The 14,832-nt window shown below is 75.0% G+C and carries 13 protein-coding genes, 1 rRNA gene and 1 pseudogene; 3 read left to right on the plus strand and 12 right to left on the minus strand.

Going from position 1 to position 14,832, the window contains the following annotated elements; translation table 11 throughout:
• Positions 1-196 precede the first annotated feature (196 nt).
• The 3 genes from ACIQIB_RS38425 to ACIQIB_RS38435 all read right to left on the minus strand — a co-directional run bounded on the left by ACIQIB_RS38425 (position 197) and on the right by ACIQIB_RS38435 (position 4,045).
• Positions 197-1,378: a glycosyltransferase family 4 protein gene (locus ACIQIB_RS38425; RefSeq protein WP_400659666.1), complete on the minus strand. Its 1,182-nt coding sequence runs from the start codon at positions 1,376-1,378 to the stop codon at positions 197-199.
• A gap of 168 nt (positions 1,379-1,546) precedes the next feature.
• Positions 1,547-3,280, minus strand: a complete 1,734-nt coding sequence (gene recN, locus ACIQIB_RS38430) for a DNA repair protein RecN (protein WP_363613341.1) — start codon at positions 3,278-3,280, stop codon at positions 1,547-1,549.
• A gap of 75 nt (positions 3,281-3,355) precedes the next feature.
• Entirely contained in the window at positions 3,356-4,045 is a 690-nt protein-coding gene (locus ACIQIB_RS38435; RefSeq protein ID WP_363613303.1) for a hypothetical protein, read from the minus strand.
• Positions 4,046-4,179: 134 nt separating this feature from the next.
• Here ACIQIB_RS38435 and ACIQIB_RS38440 point away from each other — a divergent pair, with 134 nt between their 5' ends.
• On the plus strand, positions 4,180-5,691 hold the full coding sequence (locus tag ACIQIB_RS38440) for a PLP-dependent aminotransferase family protein (RefSeq protein ID WP_363613301.1): 1,512 nt from the start codon (positions 4,180-4,182) through the stop codon (positions 5,689-5,691).
• A 35-nt stretch (positions 5,692-5,726) separates the two neighbouring features.
• Here ACIQIB_RS38440 and ACIQIB_RS38445 read toward each other — a convergent pair whose 3' ends face one another.
• The 4 genes from ACIQIB_RS38445 to ACIQIB_RS38460 all read right to left on the minus strand — a co-directional run bounded on the left by ACIQIB_RS38445 (position 5,727) and on the right by ACIQIB_RS38460 (position 8,727).
• A complete protein-coding gene (locus ACIQIB_RS38445; RefSeq protein ID WP_363613299.1) occupies positions 5,727-6,629 on the minus strand; it encodes an NAD kinase in 903 nt (300 codons plus the stop codon).
• A gap of 91 nt (positions 6,630-6,720) precedes the next feature.
• Positions 6,721-7,527, minus strand: coding sequence for a TlyA family RNA methyltransferase (locus ACIQIB_RS38450; protein ID WP_363613339.1), 807 nt, complete (start codon positions 7,525-7,527; stop codon positions 6,721-6,723).
• A 41-nt stretch (positions 7,528-7,568) separates the two neighbouring features.
• Positions 7,569-7,766 (minus strand): hypothetical protein, encoded by a 198-nt coding sequence (locus ACIQIB_RS38455; protein WP_363613297.1) that lies wholly within the window; start codon positions 7,764-7,766, stop codon positions 7,569-7,571.
• On the minus strand, positions 7,759-8,727 hold the full coding sequence (locus ACIQIB_RS38460) for a hypothetical protein (RefSeq protein ID WP_400763986.1): 969 nt from the start codon (positions 8,725-8,727) through the stop codon (positions 7,759-7,761). Before ACIQIB_RS38460 ends, ACIQIB_RS38455 begins: the two co-directional genes overlap by 8 nt.
• 174 nt (positions 8,728-8,901) lie before the next feature.
• Between ACIQIB_RS38460 and ACIQIB_RS38465 the strand changes: the two genes are divergently transcribed.
• Positions 8,902-9,249, plus strand: coding sequence for an SCP2 sterol-binding domain-containing protein (locus ACIQIB_RS38465; RefSeq protein WP_363613293.1), 348 nt, complete (start codon positions 8,902-8,904; stop codon positions 9,247-9,249).
• A 34-nt stretch (positions 9,250-9,283) separates the two neighbouring features.
• Here ACIQIB_RS38465 and ACIQIB_RS38470 read toward each other — a convergent pair whose 3' ends face one another.
• A complete protein-coding gene (locus tag ACIQIB_RS38470) occupies positions 9,284-10,327 on the minus strand; it encodes an HAD-IIA family hydrolase (RefSeq protein WP_363613291.1) in 1,044 nt (347 codons plus the stop codon).
• A gap of 99 nt (positions 10,328-10,426) precedes the next feature.
• Positions 10,427-11,053, minus strand: a complete 627-nt coding sequence (locus ACIQIB_RS38475; protein WP_363613289.1) for a tetratricopeptide repeat protein — start codon at positions 11,051-11,053, stop codon at positions 10,427-10,429.
• A gap of 92 nt (positions 11,054-11,145) precedes the next feature.
• On the opposite strand from ACIQIB_RS38475, the gene ACIQIB_RS38480 reads away from it, so the two are divergent.
• On the plus strand, positions 11,146-12,516 hold the full coding sequence (locus ACIQIB_RS38480; RefSeq protein WP_400763990.1) for a DUF1015 family protein: 1,371 nt from the start codon (positions 11,146-11,148) through the stop codon (positions 12,514-12,516).
• A 97-nt stretch (positions 12,517-12,613) separates the two neighbouring features.
• On the opposite strand, the gene ACIQIB_RS38485 is transcribed toward ACIQIB_RS38480, so the two are convergent.
• From ACIQIB_RS38485 to rrf, 3 genes and pseudogenes are all read right to left on the minus strand, one after another.
• Complete coding sequence (locus ACIQIB_RS38485; RefSeq protein ID WP_363613285.1) at positions 12,614-13,441, minus strand: tetratricopeptide repeat protein; 828 nt, start codon at positions 13,439-13,441, stop codon at positions 12,614-12,616.
• 66 nt (positions 13,442-13,507) lie between these two features.
• Positions 13,508-14,545: pseudogene (locus tag ACIQIB_RS38490) on the minus strand (hypothetical protein); the annotation flags it as partial.
• 200 nt (positions 14,546-14,745) lie between these two features.
• Positions 14,746-14,832, minus strand: a 5S ribosomal RNA gene (gene rrf, locus ACIQIB_RS38495); the annotation flags it as partial.

A 14,832-nucleotide genomic window follows, 5' to 3' on the forward strand; every position in this document is an offset into this window, starting at 1 on the left:
GACCCGCGCGAGAAGCGCCAGGTCGGCAACTTCCCGCAGGCGTTCAGCCACGTCCCGCTGATCGACACCGCGCTGCGGCTGACGGCCTGCGGCGGTGCCTACCTGTCCGCCCAGCCGGACGGCCGGGCGGCCGACCGCACCGAACAGGCCACCGTCTGAGCCTGGGCCGGTCCGGGCAGGGCCCGCCGGACCGGCCCTACGCGCTGCGCTGGACCAGCTCGTCGTAGGTGCTGAGCACCTGGGCGACGGTGGCGGCCTCGTCCGGCCAGGTCCGGGCCTGCTGGCGGCCGGCCTCGGCCAGCCGCTCGCGGCGGGCCGGATCCGCCAACAGCTCGCGCACCGCCCGGCCGAGGGCGGCCGGGTCGCCCGGCGGGAGCAGCACGGCCGCGTCCCCGACCAGTTCGGGGATACCGCCGACGGCGGTGGCGACCACCGGCACCCCGGCCCGCATCGCCTCCTGGACCACCAGGGAGCGGGCCTCCCAGCGGCTGCTGACCACCACCAGGTCGGCGGCCGCCAGCAGGTCCGGTACATCGGTGCGGTAGCCGAGCAGCCGGACCGGCAGCCGCTCGGCGGCCACCCGCTCGCGCAGCCCGGGGGCCTCCGGGCCGTCTCCGGCGACCAGCAGCAGCGGCCGCGGGTCCAGGGCGGACAGCTCGCGGGAGGCGTCCAGCAGCACCCCGAAGGCCTTCTGCGGGACGAGCCGGCCGACCGCCAGCACCAGTGGGCGGTCCGGGCCGTCGCCGAGCAGCGCGGCCCTGGCCCCGGCCCGCTCCAGCCGGCCCTCGGGCATCGGCGGGGCGGCCACCGGGCCGAGCCGGGCGTCGGTGGCGCCCAGTTCACGGGCCCGGGCGACCAGGTCGGAGGAGGCGCCGAGGACCAGGTCGGCGGCGCGTGCCACCCGACGCTCCATCAGTCGCTGGAGCCTCCGCTCCATGCCGGTGGCCAGCAGCGCGTGGTGCGAGGTGACCACCAGCGGGGTCTCCGGGCGCAGCCCCGGGAAGCGGCCCGCGGTGCGCAGCGCCAGGTCGGAGAGGAGGGCGGCGCGCAGGCCGTGGGCGTGCACGACGTCGGCGCCGGTGAAGGCGCGGCGCAGTTCGCCGATCGCGGTGGCGTCGCTGCGGGCGCCCGCGGTGGGGGTGATGTCGACCAGGTGGAACCTGGCGCCGGTGCGGGAGAAGCCGAACAGCGCGTCCGTACCAGCGGGGGCGCAGACCGTGACGGTCACTCCGTGCGCGACCAGGCCCTGTGCCAGGGAGCGCACATGCGCACCGATGCCGCCGGTACTGGCGGCCAGGACGAGCACCACGTGCAGCTGCCCCGGCTCGGGGGCGGCCGCGGTGGCCCGTGCGGCGGAATGGTCCACGTCGTCTCGCATCCGACTCGATCAGGTACTCACGCCGCGCTGCGAGGATTGCCCGCCGACGGCGCTCGGGACTGGAAAGCCAGTGTCCAGCCGCCACCATGCCAGGTCGGCGGCCCTCTTGGACAGTCGGCGCCACCGAGGGGCGCGTCGCCGTCGTCCGTAGGGCCGCCGCCCGTACGGCTAGCGGTGGCGCGGGGCCCTGGCCGCGGCGAGCAACTCCTCGGCGTGGGCCCGGCCGAGCTCGGAATCCTCCAGACCCGCCAGCATCCTGGAGAGTTCGCGCACCCGCTCCTCGTCGTTCAGCACCTTGACACCGCTGCGGGTCACGGTGCCGTCGTTGGTCTTCTCCACCACCAGGTGCCGGTCGGCGAAGGCGGCGACCTGCGGCAGGTGGGTGACCACCACGACCTGGGCGGTTTCGGCCAACTTGGCGAGCCGGCGGCCGATCTCGACCGCGGCCTTGCCGCCGACGCCCGCGTCCACCTCGTCGAAGAGATAGGTGGGGACGGGGTCGGCGCCGGCGAAGACCACCTCGACGGCGAGCATCACCCGGGAGAGCTCACCACCGGAGGCGCCCTTGGCGATCGGGCGGGGCTGGGCGCCGGGGTGCGGGGCGAGCAGCACCTCGACCTCGTCCACGCCGTGCGGGCCGTAGGCGACGGTGCGGCCGTCGACCTCGAGCCCGGCCAGGTCGTCCACCCAGCCGACGGCGAAGGTCACCCGGGCGTGCGGCATGGCGAGTTCGGCGAGCTCGGCCGAGACGGCCTCGGCGAAGCGGCCGGCGGCGGCCTGCCGGGCGTTCGAGACCTCGGCCGCCAGATCGGCCAACTCGGCGCGCAGCGCGGTCTCCTGGGCGCCGAGCTCGTCGATCCGCTCGTCGTCGCCGTCGAGCTCGGCGAGCCGGGCGGCGCCCGCCTCGGCCCAGGCGATCACCTCGGCGAGGGAGTTCTCCGGGCCGCCGTACTTGCGCAGCAGCTGGGCCAGGACGGCCCGGCGGTCCTCGACGGCGGCCAGCCGGACCGGGTCGGCGTCCAGGTCGTCGGCGTAGCCGGCCAGGTCGCCGGCCACGTCGGCGAGGAGGTAGCCGACCTCGTTCAGCCGGTCGGCGAGGGCGGCGAGCCGCTCGTCGTGGTGGCGGACCGCCTCCAGCGCGCGGCGGGCCTGCGCGAGCAGGGTCCCGGCGTCCAGCGCCTCCGGGTCGGCCGGGTCGCCGGCCAGGGCGGCGTGGGCCATCGTGGCGGCCGAGGAGAGCGCGTCGGCGTGGCCGAGCCGCTCGGCCTCGGCGGACAGCTCGCCGTCCTCGCCGCCGACCGGTTCGGCGGCGGCGACCTCGTCCAGGCCGAAGCGGAGCAGGTCGGCCTCCTGGGCGCGCTCGCGGGCCCGGGTGGTCAGCTCCTCCAGGGTGGCCGCGACCTCGCGCAGCCGCCGGTAGACCTCGCGGTAGCGGGCCAGCGGCCCGGCCACCGCCTCGCCCGCGTACCGGTCCAGCGCGCCGCGCTGGCGCGCCGGGCGGAGCAGGCGCTGCTGGTCGGTCTGGCCGTGGACGGCTACCAGGTCCTCGCCGAGTTCGGCGAGCAGCCCGACCGGGACGGCCCGGCCGCCGACGTACGCCCGGGACCGGCCCTCGGCGGAGACGGTCCGGCTGATCAGCAGCGCGCCGTCGTCCAGTTCGGCCCCCGCCTCGACCGCGCGGACCGCCGCCGGGGAGCCGGCGGGCAGTTCGAGGCGGCCCTCCACGACCGCGCGTCCGGTGCCGTTGCGCACCAGGCCCGGGTCGGCGCGTCCGCCGAGCAGCAGGCCGAGGCTGGTCACCACCATGGTCTTGCCCGCACCGGTCTCACCGGTCACGGCGGTGAAGCCGGGAGCCAGTTCGACCACCGCATCGTCGATGACCCCAAGATCCCGTATCCGCATCTCGTCCAACACGGTGACGACCTTACGAGGTTCCACCCCCGGCGCGCGACGAGCGGCAACCTGGCGCCCGCAAGTTCATCCCTTCCGGGAGGTTCGCGAAGCGGTGGGCACGGTGCACCAGCGCAGGAAGAACTGCGCGAGCGGGCCGATGGCCAGCGCATACGCGACGGTGCCGACGCCGACGGTGCCGCCCAGCAGAACGCCGGCGGCCAGAACGGTCAGTTCGATTCCGGTGCGGATCAGCCGCAGCGAGCGGCCGGTGCGCCGGTGCAGGCCGGTCATCAGGCCGTCGCGCGGGCCGGGGCCGAGCCGGGCGCCGATGTAGAGGCCGGTGGCCAGGCCGTTGAGCACGATGCCGGCGGTCATCAGCGCGATCCGGCCGGGCAGTCCGCCGGGGGTGCCGACCACCCGCAGGGTGAGGTCCATCGTCACCCCGAGCACCAGCACATTGGCGACGGTGCCGACCCCGGGCCGCTGGCGCAGCGGGATCCAGAGCAGCAGTACGGCCGCGCCGCAGATGGTCACCCAGGCGCCCACCGAGAGGCCCACGGTGCGCTGGAGGCCCTGGTGGAAGACGTCCCACGGGTCGAGGCCGAGGGCGGAGCGCAGCATCAGCGCCAGGCTGGCGCCGTACAGGGAGAGCCCGACGGCGAGCTGCGGGAGCCGGCGGCCCAGCGCGTGGGTGTCGCCGAACAGGCGGACGGCGGGCGGGGTCCGCTCCGGGCGGACGGTGGGCGTGGGGGTCGGCGTGGTCGTGGTGGCCATCGGGTCTCCTGCTGGTGGTGCTGCACCGCCGGCGACAGGCCCGGCAGTGGCGGACTTGACGGCCGCCCTGCCATGATGGGCAGGCCAAAGCGACCCACTCCAGGGCCAATTCCAAGCAAGTGGACTGATCAGCCATGGCCGACTGGCACACCACCGTCACTCCCCCCGCGCTCGCCCGGCTGCTCGGCACCGCCCGGCTGCCCGAACCGGCCACCCCCCGCCGGCCCGCCTACCGAACGCTGGCCGGGCAGATCCGGCTGCTGGTCTCCGAGGGCCGGCTGCCGGTCGGCGCCCGCCTGCCCGCCGAGCGCGAACTGGCCGCCGCCCTGGAGCTGAGCCGCACCACCGTCGCCACCGCGTACGAGACCCTGCGCACCGACGGCTATCTGCGCAGCCGTCGCGGCGCCGGCAGCTGGACGGCCCTGCCCGAGGGCGCCCCGCCGCCCAGTGACGCGCTGCACCCGGTGCCGCCGGACGAACAGGGCCGCACCCTCGACCTCGGCGTCGCCGCCCTGCCCGCCCCGCAGCCCCACCTCGGCGCGGCGGCCGCCCGGGCCCTCGAACAGCTGCCCGCGTACGCCGCCGGGCACGGCCACTTCCCGACCGGCGTCCCGGTCCTGCGCGAGGCGGTGGCCCGCCGCTACACCGAGCGCGGGCTGCCGACCACCCCCGACCAGATCCTGATCACCACCGGCGCGATGGGCGGTCTGCACCTGGCCCAGCGGGTGCTGATCGGCCGCGGCGACCGGGTCGCCGTCGAGGCGCCCAGCTACGCGCACACCCTCCAGGCGCTGCGGCTCGCCGGCGCCCGCCTGGTGCCGGTCCCCTACGCCTGGCCGGGCGGCCCCCGGCAGCAGCCCGGCTGGGACCTCGCCGAGTGGCGCCGGGTGCTGCGCGGCGCCGCACCCAGGGTCGCGTACGTGATCCCGGACTTCCACAACCCGACCGGCGCGCTGACCGGCGAGGAGCAGCGCCGCGAGCTGCTGGCCGCCGCCCGGGCCGCCGGCACCGTGGTACTGGTCGACGAGACCACCGCCGAACTCGGCTGGGGCGTGCCCGAAGGGGCCGGATTCCCCCGCCCGACGGCCGCGCTGGACCGGGCCGCCCAGGTGGTCACCGTCGGCTCGGCGGGCAAGCTGCTCTGGGGCGGACTGCGGATCGGCTGGGTGCGGGCGGCCCCCGCGCTGGTCCGCCGGCTGGCCACCGAGCGCGTCTACAGCGACGTCGGGGCCCCGGTGCTGGAGCAGCTGATCGCCGCCGAGCTGATGGGCGAACCGCTCCCGGCCGTCCGCGCCCACCAGTGGGACCGGCTGCGGGCCACCGCCGCCGCCTTCGCCACCGGGCTGGCCGCCCGCCTGCCCGGCTGGACGTACGCCGAACCGCCCGGCGGGCTCTGCCTCTGGGTCGCCACCGGCGGCCTGTCCGGGGCGGCGATCGCCCGGGCCGGCGAACACGGCGGGGTACGGATCGCGGCGGGCAACCGCTTCGGCTCCGACGGCGCCTTCGAGAACCACATCCGGATCCCGCTCACCGTGCCCGCCCCGGCCGTCCCCGCCGCCGTCGAACGACTCGTCGCCGTCGCCGCCAGGGCGGCCGACGGCGGCCGGTGGAGCGCCACCGACGACAGCCAGCCACTGGCGGTCTGACTGGGCGTCAGGGCGGCTCGGGGACCGTCAGGATCTCAGGGGGTCTGCGAGCGCCCGCGCCAACCCGTCACCGGCAGCGCGAACTTGGCCACCAGCCGGTCGGTGAACGGCGCCCGGTGCAGCCGGGCCAGGCGCACCGGCGTCTGGCCCCGGCGGACCTCCACCCGCGCCCCGGCCGGCAGTTCCACCGAGCGCCGCCCGTCGCACCAGAGCACCCCGTGCGGCGTCTTCGGCTGCACCTCCACCGCCAGCACCGAGTCCGGCGAGGTCACCAGCGGCCGGGCGAACAGCGCGTGCGCGCTGATCGGCACCATCAGCAGCGCCTCCACCTCCGGCCACACCACCGGGCCGCCGCCGGAGAACGCGTACGCCGTCGAACCGGTCGGCGTCGCGCAGACCACCCCGTCACAGCCGAAGTTGGAGACCGGACGGCCGTCGACCTCGGTCACCACCTCCAGCATCCGCTCCCGGGAGGCCTTCTCGATCGACGCCTCGTTCAGCGCCCAGTCGTGGTGCACCGCGTCGCCGTTGGTCCGCACGATGACATCGATGGTCATCCGCTCCTCGACCTCGTAGTCGGCGTCCACCACCCGCTCGACCACCACCGCGAGATCGTCCCGTTCGGCCTCGGCGAGGAAGCCCACCCGGCCCAGGTTGATGCCCAGCATCGGCAGCCCGTGCTCGCGCGCCAGCTCCGCCCCGCGCAGCAGCGTGCCGTCCCCGCCCGCGACCAGGATCAGCTCGCAGCCGTCCGCCGCGCCCGGCCCCCCGGCCACCCGCTCGACCCCGTCCGGCAGATCCAGGTCCACCGCCTCGGCCGCGAGCAGTCTGATCCGGATGCCCGCCTTCAGCAGCCCGTGCACCAGGCCCTCGACGCTGCGCAGCGCCGCCTCCCGGCCGGTGTGCGCGATCAGGAAGACCGTACGTTCCTCACTCATGCCGCTGCCCTCTCCCTACGCCTGCCGGGTCGCCCTCGGCCCGGTGCGGCCGCGTCACTCAGCATGACGGACCGGACGCCCGCAAAGCACCCTATCGGGGGCCCTCGGCGACGGCCCGGTCCGCCTCCGCGGGGTCCAGCGCGGGGGCGTCCCGGCGCAGCCAGAGGAAGTACTCGACGTTTCCGGACGGGCCCGGCAGCGGGCTCGCGGTGACCGCCCGCACGCCCAGCCCGAGCTCCCAGGCCTGCCCGGCCACCTGCCGGACCATCTCGGCCCGCAGCTGCGGACTGCGCACCACACCGCCGTTGCCGAGCCGGTCCTTGCCGATCTCGAACTGCGGCTTGACCATCAGCACCAGGTCCGCGTCCTCGGCGGCGCAGGCGGCCAGCGCCGGCAGCACCAGGCCCAGCGAGATGAACGAGAGGTCGCCGACCACCAGGTCGACGGGGGTGCCGCCGATCAGTTCCAGGGTCAGCTCGCGCACATTGGTGCGGTCCATCACCGTCACCCGCTCGTCGCTCTGCAGCGACCAGGCGAGCTGGCCGTAGCCGACGTCCACCGCCAGGACCCCGGCCGCGCCGCTTCGCAGCAGCACATCGGTGAACCCGCCGGTGGACGCGCCCGCGTCCAGCGCCCGGCGCCCCTCGACCACCAGGCCCTGCGGCACGAACGCCGCGAAGGCCCCGGCGAGCTTGTGACCGCCCCGGGAGACGTAGTCGGGGTCGTTCTCGTCCTTCGCCACCACGACCGCCGCCGCGGTCTCCACCTGGGTGGCCGGCTTGGTCGCGGTGGTGCCGCCGACGGTCACCCGGCCGGCCGCGATCAGCTCGGACGCGTGCTCGCGCGACCGGGCCAGCTTGCGGCGGACCAGCTCCGCGTCGAGACGGCGTCGTGCCACTGCCACTGGCGTTTCAGCTCCTACGGGTCATTCCTGGCGGGTCATTCCTGGTCGAGCGCGGCCAGCGTGTCGGTGAGCCGCTGGTGAACATCTTCGTACACCGCGGGGTGCGCCTCGGTCGGCACCCCGTCCAGCGCCGCCAGCCGGGCCAGCCCGGCGTCCACGACGGGGTGGCCGGTCGGGGTCGGTTCGCCGCCCGGCGGCAGGAGTTCCCCGGTGATCGGTTCGGTATCAGGCATCGGGCTTCTTCGTGCTGGTCTTCCGGACGGTGGTCTTCCTCGTGGCGGTCCGCTTGGCGGGCATCTCCTGCCCTGCGGCCGCTGTCCTTCGGGTGGCCGAGCTCTTCGTCACGGCGGTCTTCTTCACCGCCGTCTTCTTGGCAGCGGCCTTCTTGGCGGGCGCCTTCGCGGCCGGGGTCCTGTCCGTGGCGGCCTTCTCCGATGAGGCCTTCCCGGTGGGGGCCTTTCCGGTGGGGGCCTTCCCGGCCGGGGCCGGCTTCTCCGTGGCCGGCCGCGCGGTGGCCTTCCCGGCCTGCTTCTTCACCGGCTTCCCCGCCGCCGGCTCGGCCGGACCCACGGGTTCCCCGGTGCGTGCCGGGCTCTCGGGCTCCACGTCCTTCACGTCCCGAACATCCCGCACGTCCCGGACGTCCCGGACCTCCCGCACGGCCTTCGCGGGCCTTGCGGGCGGCACCGGCGGATCGACCTCCACCGGCTCGTCGACCTCGACCCGCTCGGCCGCTATCGGCTCGCCGATCACCCGGACCGCGGGACCGTCCTCCTGCTCCCAGCCACGCCCGAACAGATCGTCCGCCCGGGGAGCCGGAGCCGGCACCACCGTCGTACCCGCCGGCCCGTCCCCGTCCTGGACCTCACGCAGTCTGCTCTCCAGATAGGCGAGCACCACACCGACCTTGGTCACCTGGTCGCCGACCCGCTCGAAGGCCTTCTCCACCTCGCCGCGCGCCACACCGACCGCCAGGTCCACCCCGGCCCGTCCGGCGGTGACCGCCTCCTCCGCCAGCGTCTGGAGCTGCTTGGCGGACGGCGGGAACTGCCCGCCGAACCGGCGCTCCACCTCGGTGACGTCGATCCCGGTCCGTTCCAGCAGCTCCGCCGCCGTCCCGACGACCCGCTTGCCGACCTCCTCCACCAGCCCGGCGGCGACCTCCACCGCTCCCCGCACCGTCTTCGGCAGCATCCGGGTGCCTCCTAAGCGCCTGCGCGCATCGCTCCGTCGCCGTCGGGTGTCCGGAACGTCCGGGCACCCCACTGACGACGCTACCGCCAAAACCCTCCTGCGGTACCGTGGCCCGCAGTCACCGCCGCCGCCCGCCACAGGCCGGACGCCGTACCGAGGAGTGGACCCACCGCCATGGCCAACGCCGAGGAGTGCCGTGAGGCACTGGAGCAGCTCAGCCGGAACATGGCGAAGTCCACCGGAGACGTCCGCACGGCGGCCTCCCTCGACCGCTCGCTCACCTGCCGGATCACCGACCTCGACCTGACCTTCTCCGGACGGCTCCGCGACGGCCGGATCCAGGACGTCACCGAGGCTCCCGGGGCCCCCGCCGAGAAGGCCGAGATCCGGCTCACCATGGCCAGCGACGACCTGGTGGCCCTGGTCGACGGCAGGCTCAACTTCGCGGCCGCCTGGGCGGGCGGCCGGGTCAGGCTGGAGGCCGGCTTCCGCGATCTGCTGCGGCTGCGCACCCTCCTCTGACCCCGGCCGCCCGCCCAGGACGGGTCGGGGCCGGTCAGAAGCCCAGCTCGGCCAGCGCCTTCCGCCCGTCGACCGGCTCGCCGTCCGCGTCCAGCGCCGTCCACGCCGCCGCGCAGAGCGCCCGCAGGCCGTCCCAGCGGTCCGCCCCGACGCCCTCCAGCCGCAGCACGCCGCCCTCGGCCACCGCGGTCCAGCCGCCGCAGCCGAAGCCGCCACCCGGCTGTTCCGTCACCACCGGGTGCGGCACCAGCAGCCCGCGCAGGTCCGCGGCCAGGTACGTCGGCCGGTGCTCCACCACCGCGGCCAGCAGCTCCGCCGCGGTGGTCACCCCGGTGAAGACCAGCAGGCTGTCCACCCCGCCGTTGAACGCGCCCTCGATGTCGGTGTCCAGCCGGTCCCCGACCACCAGCGGCCGCTGCGCGCCCGTCCGCAGCACCGTCTCCCGGTGCATCGGCGGCAGCGGCTTGCCCGCCACCTCCGGCTCCACGCCCGTCGCCGCGCGCACCGCCGCGACCAGCGTCCCGTTGCCCGGCGCGATGCCGCGCGCCGTCGGCACCGTCAGGTCGGTGTTGGACGCGACCCAGGGCAGCCCCTGCTGCACGGCGTACGAGGCCTCCGCCAGGTGCGTCCAGCCGACCGAGGCGTCGTAACCCTGGACCACCGCGAGCGGCTCCTCGGCCAGCGTGCGGACCGCCACCAGGCCGCGCTCGGCCAGCGCCTCCTCCAGGCCCGCACCGCCCACCACCAGCACCTTCGCCCCGGCCGGCACCTTCTCGGACACCACCCGGGCGGCCGCCTGGGCCGAGTTGATCACGTCGGCGGGCTCGGCCGGCACACCCAGCTCGGTCAGGTGGGCGGCCACCACCCGGGGCGGCCGGGAGGCGTTGTTGGTCACGTACGCCAGCCGCATCCCGGTCGTCCGCGCCGTCGCCAGCGAGTCCACGGCGTGCTCGATCGCGTTCGGGCCCGCGTAGACCACGCCGTCGAGGTCCAGCAGCGCCGTGTCGTACGCCTCGGTGAGCGGGTGCTCACTCCCGCCCGGGGCGGTCCGTCGCGCGGTGGTGGCCGTCTCGGTCATGCCTGCTCTACCTCATTCGCTGCGTCGAAAGTCACTGCGTCGAAAGTCACTGCGTTCACTGCGCTCACCGCGTCCGTCGCGGTCACGCCTTCGGTGCGGTCACTGCGTCGGATCCCCGTCGGCCGGCACCTCGGACTCCGCGTTCCCCGGCAGCGCGCCGGACGCCCGCGGGGCCTCCAGGTACCCGGGCGCCCCCGGCAGCAGAGGGCCGAACGCCCCGGCGCGGGCCGCCAGGGTCGCCCGGGTCTGCCGCAGCGCCGCCCGGTAGTGGTCCGTCTCCGGCCGCATCGCCACGGCCAGCGCCAGATGCTCGGCGGACGTCTCGAAGTCGCCCAGCCGGGCGGCCGACACACCCCACCCGAACTGAGCGTAGTCGTCCGAGGGGTCGGCCAGGGCGACAGCCCGGAAGTTCTCCAGCGCCGCCGCGTACGAACCGGCGTCGAACTGGGCCCGCGCCAGCGTCTCCCGGATGCTGCGCGAGTGCGGCTCGGCGGCGGCCGCCCGCGCCAGCAGCTGCTCGGCCGCCGCCGGGTTCCCCTGCGCGAGCAGCGCCCCGCCCCGGCGGAACCAGTCGTAGACGTCCCCCGCCGGATCCCCCGTCCGCCCCTGCGCGGGCACGCCGCCGCCCTCGGCCGGACCGTCCCCACCGGTGGCACCGCCCGACCGGGCGGGCATACCCGGCTCACCGGGTCCGCCGCCGTCCACCCTCTCCTGCCTACCGCTCATGCGTACCTCGCCCTCGGTCACGACGCCCGCCCCACCGATCGGCACGGGCGTTCAGATCTCTGAACAACGCGTACCCGATTACGATGCCCAGAATGAGCACACCCAGTGCAGAAAGCGGAGTGGAGTCTCCGCAGGGCGGCCCCGGCGATCCCGGGCACGTCGCCACCGCAGGTCTGTCCCTGTCCCCCTTCCGAGGTCTGAGGTACGTCCCCGACCGGGTCGGCACCCTGGCCGCGGTCACCTCACCGCCGTACGACGTCGTCGACCCCGGCCGCCGGCTCGACCTGGAGACCGCCGACCCGCACAACGTGGTCCGGCTGATCCTGCCGCGCCCCGAGCCCAACGACGCCGGCGACCGCCCCGACCGCGACACCCGCTACCGGCACGCCGCCCGGCTGCTGCGCGACTGGCAGCGCGAGGGCGTCCTGGCCGCCGACCCGGAGCCCGCGCTCTACGTCTACGAGCAACGCGTCCCCGCCACCGGCGACTCCCCCGAGCTGCTGCAGCGCGGTCTGGTCGGCGCCCTCGCCGTCAGCGGCCGGGAGGCCGGCGTGGTGCTCCCGCACGAGGACGTGATGCCCCGGCCGGTCGCCGACCGGGTCGGCCTGATGCGCACCACCCGGGCCAACCTCGAACCGCTGCTGCTCACCTACCGGGGCAACGGCGGCGCCGCCGGGGTGGTCGAACGGGCCGTCCGGGGCGAACCGCTGCTCACCACGACCACCACCGACGGCACCCACCACCGGCTCTGGGCCGTCACCGATCCCGCCGAAATCGCCGAGGTCGGCCGCGACCTGGCCACCTGCCGGGCGTTGATCGCCGACGGCCACCACCGGTGGGAAATGTACCTGCGGCTCCAGCGCGAGCACCGCCACCTGCCGCGCAGCCCCTGGGACCGGGGCCTGGTACTCCTGGTCGACACCGCCCGCTACCCGCTGCGGGTCCGGGCGATCCACCGTGTGCTGTACCGCCTGCCGGTCGCCGAGGCGCTGAAGAAACTGGGCGACCGCTGGCAGGTCAAGGAGGTGCCGGGTCCGCTGGACACCGCCCTCCAGGCCCTCGCCGAGCAGAAACGGCACGGCGGCACCGGCTTCCTGCTCACCGGCGGCGACGGCGTCTACTGGCTGATCGGCGAACCGGACGAGGCCCTGATCGACGCCACCGTGCCGAGCGACCGCCCCGAGGAGTGGCGTCACCTGGACGCGACCGTCCTGCACGCCACGCTGCTCGACCACACCTGGCGCGTCCCCGACGGCCCCGACGACATCGGCTACCTGCACACCGCCGTGTCCGCCGAGCGCGAGGCCGCCCGGACCGGCGGCACCGCCGTGCTGCTGCACCCGGTGCGCGAGAGCGTGGTCCGCCGGCTCGCCGAGCAGGGGGTCACCATGCCGCGGAAGTCGACCTCCTTCGGCCCGAAGCCCGCCACCGGGCTGGTCCTGCGCAGCCTCGAACTGGGCTGACCGGGCTGGGCTGACCGGCACAGCAGTGAGGCCCTGCCGCACCCCGGGAACTCCCGGGGTGCGGCAGGGCCTCACTCAGTTCTGACGGGCGCGTCGGTCAGCGCTTCTCGTCGGTGGAACGCTCCGGCACCACGCCGTCGAACTCCTCGTCGATCTCGACGTCGTCCTCGTCGTAGTACTCCTCGACGTCTTCCTCGTCCTCGAAGATCTCCCGCTCGTCCGGCGCACCGCCGCGCGACTTCGCCGCCGGGGCCTCGGCCGGCTCGTCCTGCTCGGACTCGTCCAGCTCCGGGTCGAGCGCGTCGACGAACTCCAGGCCGTCGATCTCGGCCAGCCGCTCGGAGGCGTTGGTCGCACCGTCGGTGTCAGCCTCGGCGGCCTTCGCGAACCACTCGCGGGCCTCCTCGCCACGGCCGGCCGCGATCAGCGCCTCGGCGTACGCGTAGCGCAGACGGGCGGTCCACGGCTGCACGGAGCTGGAGGCCAGCTCCGGGCTCTGCAGGGTGACCACGGCCGCGTCGTACTGCTCCATGTCGCTGCGGGCACCCGCCGCGACCAGGCGCATCTCGACCTGGCCGGCCTTGTCCAGCTGCTTCACCTCGGGCTCGCCGGCCATCGCCAGCGCCCGCTCCGGACGGCCCAGACCGCGCTCGCAGTCCGCCATCACGGGCCACAGGTCAGCGCGGCCGGTCATCCGGCGGGCGGCGCGGAACTCGGTCAGCGCCTCGGAGTAGCGCTGCGTCATGTAGGAGGCGAAACCGGCCGCCTCACGGACGGCGGCGACCCGGGAGGCCAGGCGAAGCGCGATACGCGAGTACTGGTACGCCTCCTCCTGCTCGCCGTCCAGCAGACGGGCGACCATCACCAGGTTGCGGGCGACATCGTCGGCAAGCGTCTTGGGCAGGCTCTTGAGCTCCTGGCGCACGTCCGCGTCCAGCTCGAAGCCGGTGACGTCCTCCGGGATCGGCAGGCGCTTGACCGGCTCGTAGTTGCCCCGGCGGTCGTCGTAGTCCCGGCCGCCACGGTCGTCACGGTCCCGGTTGTAGCCGCCGGACGGGCGGTCATCACGACGGAAACCACCACCGGAGGGACGGTCATCGCGGCGGAAGCCGCCACGGTCGTCACGGTCGCGGCTGTAGCCGCCGGAGGGACGGTCATCGCGACGGAAACCACCGCCACCGGACGGGCGGTCGTCACGACGGAAGCCACCACCGGAGGGACGGTCGTCACGGCGGAAACCACCACCGGACGGACGGTCGTCACGACGGAAGCCACCGCGGTCGTCACGGTCGCGGTTGAAACCGCCACCCGAGGGACGGTCGTCGCGACGGGCGCCGCCACGGTCGTCACGGTCCCGGTTGAAACCGCCACCGGACGGACGGTCGTCGCGACGGGCGCCGCCACGGTCGTCACGGTCCCGGTTGAAACCACCACCCGAGGGACGGTCGTCACGACGGAAACCGCCGCCGGAGGGGCGGTCATCGCGGCGGAAACCGCCACCCGAGGGACGGTCATCGCGACGGGCGCCGCCACGGTCGTCACGGTCCCGGTTGAAACCACCACCGGAGGGACGGTCGTCACGACGGAAACCGCCACGGTCGTCACGGTCCCGGTTGAAACCACCACCCGAGGGACGGTCGTCACGACGGAAACCGCCACCGGACGGACGGTCATCGCGACGGGCGCCGCCACGGTCGTCACGGTCCCGGTTGAAACCACCACCCGAGGGACGGTCATCGCGGCGGAAACCGCCACCGGACGGACGGTCATCGCGACGGGCGCCGCCACGGTCGTCACGGTCCCGGTTGAAACCACCACCGGAGGGACGGTCGTCACGACGGAAACCGCCGCCGCCGGAGGGGCGGTCGTCACGACGCGGGCGGTCGTCACGGTCGTCGCGACGCGGACCACGGTCGTTGGACCAGCCCCCGCGAGACCGGGGCTCGTAGCCGCGGCCGTCGTCCGATCGACGCTCGGGACGGTCCTGGGGCTGGTTCGACATTGTGGTGACTCCTTCTGCTGCTTCAGCTCCACCGCGGACCGGGCGACACGACTGCCCTCACGCGGTTCGATGCCGGCCTCCTGGCCGGGCACCATCTCCATTGTCCGACATCCCGGGAGACCTCGCGTCTGGGCGAAAGTCCCTGGTGTGCCGGCACTGCACATGTTCGCAAAACACAAAAAGGCCGCGGCCCCAGCGAATCGCTGGGGCCGCGGCCTTGAATAATTGTTCGGCGGCGTCCTACTCTCCCACAGGGTCCCCCCTGCAGTACCATCGGCGCTGTGAGGCTTAGCTTCCGGGTTCGGAATGTAACC

The sequence above is a fragment of the Kitasatospora sp. NPDC092286 genome, from assembly GCF_044755565.1.
Lineage (GTDB): Bacteria > Actinomycetota > Actinomycetes > Streptomycetales > Streptomycetaceae > Kitasatospora.

What these genes read in the sequence shown, in the direction of transcription:
- ACIQIB_RS38440 (WP_363613301.1), top strand. Translation starts at nt 4,180, where the DNA reads ATGGCCGACTGGCACACCACCGTCACTCCCCCCGCGCTCGCCCGGCTG.
- ACIQIB_RS38445 (WP_363613299.1), bottom strand. Translation starts at nt 6,629, where the DNA reads ATGAGTGAGGAACGTACGGTCTTCCTGATCGCGCACACCGGCCGGGAG.
- ACIQIB_RS38455 (WP_363613297.1), bottom strand. Translation starts at nt 7,766, where the DNA reads ATGCCTGATACCGAACCGATCACCGGGGAACTCCTGCCGCCGGGCGGC.
- ACIQIB_RS38435 (WP_363613303.1), bottom strand. Translation starts at nt 4,045, where the DNA reads ATGGCCACCACGACCACGCCGACCCCCACGCCCACCGTCCGCCCGGAG.
- ACIQIB_RS38480 (WP_400763990.1), top strand. Translation starts at nt 11,146, where the DNA reads ATGAGCACACCCAGTGCAGAAAGCGGAGTGGAGTCTCCGCAGGGCGGC.
- ACIQIB_RS38465 (WP_363613293.1), top strand. Translation starts at nt 8,902, where the DNA reads ATGGCCAACGCCGAGGAGTGCCGTGAGGCACTGGAGCAGCTCAGCCGG.
- ACIQIB_RS38460 (WP_400763986.1), bottom strand. Translation starts at nt 8,727, where the DNA reads ATGCTGCCGAAGACGGTGCGGGGAGCGGTGGAGGTCGCCGCCGGGCTG.
- recN (WP_363613341.1), bottom strand. Translation starts at nt 3,280, where the DNA reads ATGCGGATACGGGATCTTGGGGTCATCGACGATGCGGTGGTCGAACTG.
- ACIQIB_RS38425 (WP_400659666.1), bottom strand. Translation starts at nt 1,378, where the DNA reads ATGCGAGACGACGTGGACCATTCCGCCGCACGGGCCACCGCGGCCGCC.
- ACIQIB_RS38475 (WP_363613289.1), bottom strand. Translation starts at nt 11,053, where the DNA reads ATGAGCGGTAGGCAGGAGAGGGTGGACGGCGGCGGACCCGGTGAGCCG.
- ACIQIB_RS38470 (WP_363613291.1), bottom strand. Translation starts at nt 10,327, where the DNA reads ATGACCGAGACGGCCACCACCGCGCGACGGACCGCCCCGGGCGGGAGT.